The following is an 8,758-nucleotide window of genomic DNA, read 5'->3' on the forward strand; positions in this document are numbered from 1 at the left end:
CTCTAGGAAGCGTTGTGCCGCGAGGAGATGTACGAGACAACGTCCCTCACGGTTTCGAGCTGGGGGAGTTCGGAAAGATCCATCGACCCGTCGAGGGGAAGGATCGTCGTGAGCCGGTCGCTCAACCGGATCAGGGTGAGCGAGTCATACCCGAGGTCGTCGAGCAGCCGGGCGTCCATCGCCAGGTCGGCCGTCGCGTACCCACCGACCTCCGCCAGCGCCGCGAGCGTTCGCTCGACGATCGATTCGGGGGCGGGGGCAGGGGCAGGGGCCGTCGCGCCACCTTCGATGTTCGCGCGCCGGGTGGTCGTTACGGGTAAAGGAAGGGATTGATCGTCGAAAAGGTATGGCGGCAGCCGCCAAGGCACCTGCTGTTGTTTGGTGTACAGCCGCTGCCAGCGCGGGGTGTGCCCATCGCGATACAACGAGGCCAGTACCTGGGCGACCTCGTGGCCGGTGGCCGCCTCGCCGGGGCACGGCGTGAGGATGGCCATCTCATGGCCGGGATCGGCGCGCCGGATGAGGTCGGAGGCGACCGACGTGGGACCGATCTCGATCAGGTGGGTCGGCGTAAGTGCACGTACCGCGCCGAGTGCGGCATCGAACCGGACCGGGGCGGTGACCTGCTCGACCCAGTAGGCGGAGCCCAGCTCATCGTCTGTGACGAGACGGCCGTGCACGGTCGACGCGATCGGGACGGCCGGACGATGAGCGGTGATACCGTCGGCGGTCCTGCTGAACTCGGTCACCATCGGCCCCATCAGTGGCGAATGCAAGGCAGGCGCGCCGAGCACCGGCTTCGTGACGATGCCGGCTTCACTGAGCGTGCCGCTGAGCCGGGTGATGGCGTCGGCGTCACCTCCGATGATCAAGTCGCGAGGGCCGTTGAACGCGGCGATCGCGACATGCGGCTCGGCATCGACGTGCGGTTGGACTTGAGCGGCCGTCGCCTCGATGGCGACCATGGCGCCGTAGTCGGTCAATTTCTGGACCGATGCGGCGAGCGCCACGACGATCTTGCAGGCGGCGGATAGCGACAGCACCCCCGCGAGGCTTGCGGCGGCGTACTCGCCGATGCCATACCCGAGCATCGCCTCCGGCCACACGCCGAGGTCCCGGAGGGTGGCGCCCAGCGCATACCCGACCGCGAACAATGCGGGCTGGGCCAGCCCGGGGTTGTGAATTGAGGCGCCGTCGGGGCACATGTCGTCAATGACCACGGAGGCTATCGACCGGCCGAAATACGGACGCATGGCCGAGTCGACCTCGTCGAACCGATCGCGGTAAGCGGGAAGGTTGTCGTACAGTGCGCGGGTCATCCGGGGGTATTGGGCGCCGGGGCCGGTGAACAGGAAGACCACCTTCGGAGTGGCATACCCGCTGCCGACCGGCATTCGAGGATCGCCGATCTGCGAGCGCAGGTCGGCTTTGAGTTTCTCACGATTCCAGGCGGGCAAGGCCCACCTGTGCTTGAGGGAGGTCTTCACGAGGTTGGTGCTGTGGCAGATCTGAGGCAGACGTTCCGACGGCTCGCGATCGATCACCTCGGCGAGGGCGGCGATGTTGCGCCGCAGCGCCTTGAGAGTGCCGGCCGAGACGGTCAGCACACCCGCACCACCTCGTTCCGGCCGGCGGTCCGCGACCGGGGGAGTCGCCAATACCAGATGAGAATTGGTACCGCCCAAGCCGAAACTGCTCACCGCGCCGCGAACCGTGCCCTCGGCGGGCAACCGCATCGGCAGCCGGGCCAGCCACAGGCCGTGCTGGTCCAAGCGCAGATCGGCGTTCTCGTCGTCGCTGTGCCTGCTTGGCGGCAGTATTCGACGATCCAAGGCGAGGCAAGTCTTGATCAACCCCGCGACGCCGGCCGCTCCTTCCGTATGTCCTATGTTCCCCTTCACGGAACCGAGCGCGCAAGGTTGTTCCCGTTCACCCGCGTGCACAGCGCCGAGAGCCTGGACTTCGATCATGTCGCCGAGCGTGGTGCCTGTTCCGTGTGCCTCGACGAAACTGACTTCGCCGGGCCTTACTCCGGCGCGGGCGTACGCGTTACCGATGACCTGTTGCTGTGACCATCGGTTCGGTGCCGTCACGCCATTGCTTCGGCCGTCGTGACTGACCGCGGACCCTTCGATGACCGCGTAGATGGGCTGCTTGTGGGCGATCGCGTCACTCAGCCGCCGCAGCACGACCACGCCTACCCCCTCGCCCCGGCCGATCCCATCGGCGTGAGCGCTGAACGGCTTGCACTCCCCGTCCGCCGCGGACAGACCCGCCTGCGTGTAGAAGATCGAAAGCGCGGGAGTCAGGATGATGTTGACGCCGGCCGCGATCGCGAGGTCGCAGTCGCCGGCGGACAACGCGGCGATAGCGAGGTGTACGGCCACGAGGGACGACGAGCAGGCCGTGTCCACCGCCACGCTCGGCCCCTTGAGATCGAGGTGGTAGGAAATACGGTTCGCCGCCATGTGGTAGCCGTTGCCCGTGCCCCGTTGCGGGGTTATCTCCGCGTAGTCCGCCATGTGCAGCATGGCCCATTCACTGGACATGATTCCGACGTGGACACTCGTCCGGCTGCCTGCCAACGACGCCGGGTCGATGGCGGCGTCCTCGATCGCACGCCAGCTCGTCTGGAGCAGGAGGCGCTGCTGAGGGTCCATTTCGCGCGCGTCATGCGGTGAGATACCGAAGAACTCGTGATCGAAGGACGCCGGGTCGCTGAGAAAGCCTGCCATCGTGGTGTTCATGGTTCCCGGTTTACCTTCGGCTGAATAGAACGCCTCAGCGTCCCATCGGTCGGAGGGAATCCTGGTGATTCCATGATCACCTTTGAGCAGCATATCCCAGAATGCGTTCTTGTCAGGCGCTCCAGGGAATCGGCAATCGATGCCGACCACGGCCACGGGACTGATCGGTCCTGCTCCCCATGTCATCGCGGCGCCGCCAACTGGGTGCGCAGGTACTCGGACATCGCGGTCACGGTCGGGTAGTCCCACGCCAGCGTCGGTTCGACCGGTACGCCGAAGTGGTCTTCGATTTCTCCGCACAAGGTGAGCGCGTACACCGAAGTGAGTCCGTACTCGGCGAGCGGACGGGCTATGTCGATACGGTCCGGCTCCATCGCGAGATAGCTCGCGACCTTCTGGATGAGCCACCTGGCTATTTCGTTTGCGGGCATGATCTTGTCCTTGTCGTGGGGGAGGGCGGTTCGCCACTCAACGAGGCAGCGTTCGGCGGACGGGGTCTTCGTCGAGGCAGAAGCTGGTCTCTTCGGCCGCGCGGGTGAGCAGCTCGGTGAACAGCTCGTCGTCCAGTTCACTCGCGCCGGGTGGGGTTCCGGGCATGAGCCGGCCGAGCAGCCGTCGCAGAGCGACCCGGATCCAAGCCGAGCCGGCCAGTACACGCCGATCTCTGTTGTGCCGCCAGATGCCCAGGCATGCGGTCGCTGCCAGCAAGATCGCATAGCGTTCCGACAGCGTTCCGCCGTCCGTATTGTTCGCCGGGTCCAGCTGCCAAACGTGGGCTCGGCTGACGTGGGTCGCGAGGTGGTCCAACTCGGTGAGCAGGAGGGTGGCGATGGTCGAGAGGTCCGTGGTCGTCCTCGTCTCACCGCGCAACTCGCCCAGCCAGGGCTCAAGGCAGGCGAGCAGGGGATCGCCCTGCGCGCGCGTCGGATGCGGGTTGTGCTCGAGCGGGGGCAGCGTCGTGTCCGGGGTGAAGATGGACATCGATTCGGCCGAACTCGAGGGATGGCGCTGCGCGTGGGCAAAGGCGGGCAGGTGCGCCGCGATGGTGATCTCATCGGGCGTGTGGTCCGGGTAGACCAAGCTCAGGGATGGAAGATCACGGAAATGTTTGCCGAAGATCGCATGTTCCCCCTCGCGAAGGTAATACCTCGCGCCGAGGACCACTGACAACTCGTTCATCGCGTTTTCGATCAACAGCGGGACCAGATACCGAGTAGCCGCCGCGTAGGCCCGGGAATGGCCCGGTAGTAGATGCAGGGCCCGGGCCGCCGTAGTGACGAGGCAATCGGCGACCAGCAAATCGGCGAACGCGCCGGCGATGGTCGCTTTGGCATGGGGCATGTCGCTGACGGCCCGGCCGTAGAGCCGGCGTTGAAGCGCGAAACGCAACACGGTGAAAAGACTGGCGTCGAGCATGCCGAGAGACAGTCCCGTGGTCAGACAACCGCCGATCTCGGAAGAGCGACGCGAGAGACTGGCGCCGATGCCCGACCAGCCGATGAGGCTGTCCCGCGGCACGGGGCACATGCTGAACTCCAGTCCACCGAGATGACAATCTCGCAGCCCGAGGGTGCGGACCCTGGGTGATCTCCGTCGGCTCTCGTCGGGCAGTGCCGTCAAGTCGACGAGCAGGAGCGACCTCGAGCGCTGATTCTGGGTGTAGGCGGTTCGCGCGATGACGACAGCGCTGTCGGCACGGTCGGAATTGAAGACGAGACCGGCGTGTCCGTCGAGGACGTACCGGTCGCCTCGCTCACGAGCCGTGAGCTCGAGTGCGGCCGGGTCCGGGTACATTCCCGGTGACCCATGGGCCAGGCAGACCTTGCTCCCGCCCAAGATCCTCTCGGCAAGGGCATTCTGCTGCTGGGCGTTGTCCGTCGCGAGCCACACGTTGAGAGACGCCAGCAGTGTCGGCACCCCGTAGCCGATGCCCAGGGCGGCGTCGCGCCGGAACACCGGTCGCAAACGTCTGATGAACTCGTCCGCGGTGCCCAGCCTGCCACCCAGCCGCGGTGGCACGAACTCGGCATTGAGGGACAAGCAATCGAGGAGTTCCTCGCCGGCTTCGAAGACCTCGCCTCGTTCGTCCGCTTCGATGATGGCATTGTGTCCGAGCGGGTTTCCGGGCAGATACGGATCTCCGAACTCGGTCTCGAGATCCACTGTCATGACAGCTTGCCGTAACTGCTCGGGGTCCCCGCGGTCGTCGCCTCGGCGAGCTGAAAACCGAAGAGCGACGGAAGTCGCTCGTCCTTCACCTGGTCGGCCAAGACGTCGAAGAGCACGTCGAACGGCGGGGTGGCGACGGCGCCGTGCCGGTCGCCGGTCGCGGCCAGGATCCGGTATAGCGCTGCATGAAGCCAGACACCGTTACGCCACAGCAGATCTTCGGCCTGCCTCGGACGTCCCGTGGGACGCCGTACCGGTACTTCTCGATGGTTTCGCAACCACAGTTCGATCGCTACCGCGCCGGCGAAATAGAGGGCGGAACGCTTGGCGACAGCGAAGAGGCGGTTCGAGATGTCCGTTCCGGACAAAGGTTCCTCGGCGATGTCCATCCACAGTTCGTCCAATGCCTCGCCCAGCCGTTTTGCCGTTGCGGCGAGTGGTATGAGCAATGGGTTGTCGTTCGCGAGCGCGGCGATCTTCGAAATCGACGATTCCGCCGCGAGCAGAAAGCTCGCTCCGTTTCGCGGTATCAGAGCCAGCCTGTCGAGTTTGGCCGGTGGTGTCGGCCGGGACAGCTCGCAGCATGCCGCGAGCCCTTCGTGGTCCGGAGCGAGCCGCTTGTCGCGCGCCCGGGAAAGGAGTGGGAACATGCTGATCAGCGAATGCAGGTTGACCACGGTGTTGCCGTCGAACAGTGAGACGACGCGATGGTCGCGTTCGACCTTGCCGAGGCTGCCCCGGCGCTGGTCGTCCTGGTGAAGCGCGGCCGGTCCCATGAAGTGCCGCAGGCGCGCGATCGCCGCCTCCGTGCGGGTGGGGACGAGGTACTTCGTGACGGCGGCGATCACAGCGAGTTCGGAGGTGAGCGTGTGGACGGAGCGAACGGCCACGACGGAAAGCGCTTCCGCCAGCAGATGATCCGCGTACGCGAGTGCTATGGTCCTCCTCGCTCGCCGGAGATCGATGACGGTGCGGCCATCCCGGCTACTGTTCTCCAAGAAGTCGATGGCGATCCGGAGCGCGTGATCGCTGCTGCCGAGGGACAGTGCGGAACACAACGTCCGGGTGACCTGTAGCCCCTTGAGGACGTTCTCCAGCCCGGAGCCCTCGGTGCCGATCAGCGCATCCGCCGGAACTTCGGCGTCACAGAACACGATTCCACTGACATCAGCGCACCGATTGCCCAGCGTGCGAACTTTCGGCAGATATCGATAGCTGCCGGGCAGCGTGGATTTGTCGACGAGGAAGAGACTGAAACCCCGCGGCCCACCCAGAGAATCGGTCCGCGCCAGTACGCACATCACGCCACACCTGGTCGCGTTGTTGATCGGCCACTTCTCACCCCGCAACCGGTATGAGGAACCCGACTTCTCCGCGACCAGTTCGCCGCCGGCCAGGTCGCTCCCGTGATCCCGCTCGGTGAGGCCCCAGGACACCGGGACGCCGGCGGTGATCATGCGGCCGAGGGAAGTCGATTGGGATCGGTTCCCGGCAATCCAGACGCAAACGGCACCGAGGTAGGTCTTGGCGTGCGCGACGGCGACTCCCATGTCCCGCCTCGCCAGCATCCGCACCAAATGCGCGGTGGTTTCATAGCTGGTGAGCAGACCGCCGTGGTGCGCGGGAACGTAGTACCGGCCCAGACCGAGTTCGTCCAAGTACCGGCAGACACCATGCGGGAATTCGCCGGAGTGGTCTAGCGCGGCAAGCTGGGCATAGCCGAATTCCTGACCCTGGTCCTCGGGGTTTCCGAGGACCGGCTCCAAACGCTGTATGGGCTCCCAAGGCCGGTACTTCATCGACCCACCTTCGAGTCGGCGAAGGTCACGGTGGTCGAGGACGCCGGATGGGACTTCAGCTGCCCGGAGAGGAACTTCTCCCGCATCAGCCGTCGTTGCACCTTGCCACTGGTCGTCTTCGCGATCGCGCCGGAGCGCACTATGACCACGTGGGCCAACTGGACGTCCAGGTCGGCTCGCACTTTGCGCCGCACCAGCGCGGCGAGTTCGTCGGCACTGGCCTCCCGCAACCGCGCCGCGCTCACTTCGTGTACGAGAACCACTTGATCCCAGCGCTCGCCGATGGCGAAGGCGGCGGCCCTTCCCTTGCCCAGCGCGGGATGGGCCAGGTGGGCTGTTCGCTCGATGTCCCACGGGTAGAGGTTGCGGCCGTTGACGATCAGCAGCTCCTTGAGCCTGCCGGTCACATAGAGTTCGCCGCCGTCCAGCACGCCGAGGTCTCCGGTACGGAGGAAGGGGTAGTCACCGTCGGCGGCCGTCGCACGGAACGTCTGCACACTCTCCATCGGCTGGTTCCAGTATCCCGCCGCCACACTGCCGCCGCGTACCCAGACCTCACCCACTTGACCGTCCGGCAAGGGCCTCCGGGTCAGCGGGTCGACGATTCGGACCGTGACCCCCGATGGCGTTCCACAGCTCACCAGAACACTGCTGTTCGCCGACGAATCCGCGTCCTTCAGTTCGTTTCGTTCCAGCGCTTGGGCGTCCACCGCGCGGGTCACCATTCCCCGGCCCTTGGTACCTGTGACGAAGAGAGTCGACTCGGCGAGCCCGTAGCACGGAAGGATCGCGCGTTCATCCAGTCCGGCGGGCCGGAACCGCTCGATGAAGGCCTTCAGTGAGTCGTGCCGCACGGGCTCGGATCCGTTGCAGAGCACACGCAGTGAAGACAGATCCAGTTCGGCGAGTTGATCGTCGGTGACCCTGTCCGTAGCCAACCTGAAGGCGAAGTCCGGTGCGACACTCACGGTGCCGCGGTAGCGGCTGACCGCCCACAACCACCGGTGTGGACGCATCAGGAACGTCATCGGGGACATGAACTGCGTAGTTCCACCCAAGTAGAGCGGATGCAGCAGCTGCCCGATCAAACCCATGTCGTGGAAGTGCGGAAGCCAGCCCACCAGCGAGTCATCCCGGCCCGTGCCCAGTGACTGCTGGATGAGGTGCTGGTTGCTCATCAGGTTCCCCTGAGTGACCACGACTCCCTTGGGCCGATCGGTCGAGCCCGACGTGTACTGGAGGAACGCGGTCGTCTGCCAGGTCAGTTTGACGGGGAACCACGCACGCGGCGAGGCCGCGGGAAGCATGTCCGTCGCGGCGTGACGCATCCGGCGGGGCAGGACGTGGTGATCAAGCCAGTCGCGAATGGTCGCCGCGTAGCTGCTTTCGGTGAGAATCACGCTCGCTTGAGCATCGTGCGCGAGGGCCCGGGAACGAGCAGCGCCATTCCCGCCTGATGCGGTAAGCGGCGCGGGTACCGCGATGACGCCGGCGTAGAGGCATCCCAGAAAGCCGATAACGAACTCTGGTCCAGGCGGGAACAGCAGGATCGCTCGCTCACCCGGTTCGGTGTTCTCCCGCAGCCAGATCGCGACACGCCTGGCCCTCGAATCGAGATCGCGATATGTCACGCTCTCTTCGGTCATGCCGGTCCCTGACTCCCGGAGAAAGACGAGCGCACGCTTGTCGGCGTTTTCGGCAACCCGGTTGCGGAACAAAGTGACAAAATCGAGTCCGTCGCTCAACAGGAGACCTTTCCATCATTGCGTGGTGTTTCGCGCCCGGTTCGGGTGCCGTAGAGCACAGACCGTGGCTTCGGGCCGTCACAGTCTGCTGTTCGCCGCAGAATCGAAAAAGAGGCCATCCCAGTGGCCCCTGGTCACGGGTGGCGGCGTGGAGTTATAAGGGGTAAGGCAAACGTGGCGTGGTCGGCGCGGGGTGGTCGTGAGTGGCGTTTCTGGTTTTCCCCCCAAACACCCCCCCCCACCCCCTTCCAAACCCCACACGTGGACACCCACCAGACACCCTTTTGTTCCAGCTTTT

General features: G+C 65.4%; 5 protein-coding genes. All 5 read right to left on the reverse strand.

Annotated features, from left to right (window positions below; translation table 11 throughout):
* Nucleotides 1–2 precede the first annotated feature (2 nt).
* Genes AC0685_RS25170 through AC0685_RS25190 form a run of 5 tightly spaced genes read right to left on the reverse strand, consistent with a single transcriptional unit; the run spans nt 3 to nt 8,460 of the window.
* Nucleotides 3–2,933, reverse strand: coding sequence for a type I polyketide synthase (locus AC0685_RS25170; protein WP_478227767.1), 2,931 nt, complete (start codon nt 2,931–2,933; stop codon nt 3–5).
* Nucleotides 2,930–3,178, reverse strand: coding sequence for an acyl carrier protein (locus AC0685_RS25175; RefSeq protein WP_478227759.1), 249 nt, complete (start codon nt 3,176–3,178; stop codon nt 2,930–2,932). The genes AC0685_RS25170 and AC0685_RS25175 overlap by 4 nt, the downstream gene beginning before the upstream one ends.
* Before the next feature lie 37 nt (nt 3,179–3,215).
* Nucleotides 3,216–4,910, reverse strand: coding sequence for an acyl-CoA dehydrogenase (locus AC0685_RS25180; protein WP_478227760.1), 1,695 nt, complete (start codon nt 4,908–4,910; stop codon nt 3,216–3,218).
* A gap of 2 nt (nt 4,911–4,912) precedes the next feature.
* A complete protein-coding gene (locus AC0685_RS25185; RefSeq protein ID WP_478227761.1) occupies nt 4,913–6,715 on the reverse strand; it encodes an acyl-CoA dehydrogenase family protein in 1,803 nt (600 codons plus the stop codon).
* Nucleotides 6,712–8,460 carry a fatty acyl-AMP ligase gene (locus AC0685_RS25190; RefSeq protein WP_478227762.1) on the reverse strand — a complete coding sequence of 583 codons (1,749 nt, stop codon included), beginning with the start codon at nt 8,458–8,460 and terminating at the stop codon, nt 6,712–6,714. Before AC0685_RS25190 ends, AC0685_RS25185 begins: the two co-directional genes overlap by 4 nt.
* Nucleotides 8,461–8,758 lie beyond the last annotated feature (298 nt).

Source organism: Amycolatopsis sp. NPDC043889 (assembly GCF_056435645.1).

Coding starts and splice junctions, on each gene's coding strand:
- AC0685_RS25170 (WP_478227767.1), bottom strand. CDS start 2,933: ATGACATGGGGAGCAGGACCGATCAGTCCCGTGGCCGTGGTCGGCATC.
- AC0685_RS25175 (WP_478227759.1), bottom strand. CDS start 3,178: ATGCCCGCAAACGAAATAGCCAGGTGGCTCATCCAGAAGGTCGCGAGC.
- AC0685_RS25185 (WP_478227761.1), bottom strand. CDS start 6,715: ATGAAGTACCGGCCTTGGGAGCCCATACAGCGTTTGGAGCCGGTCCTC.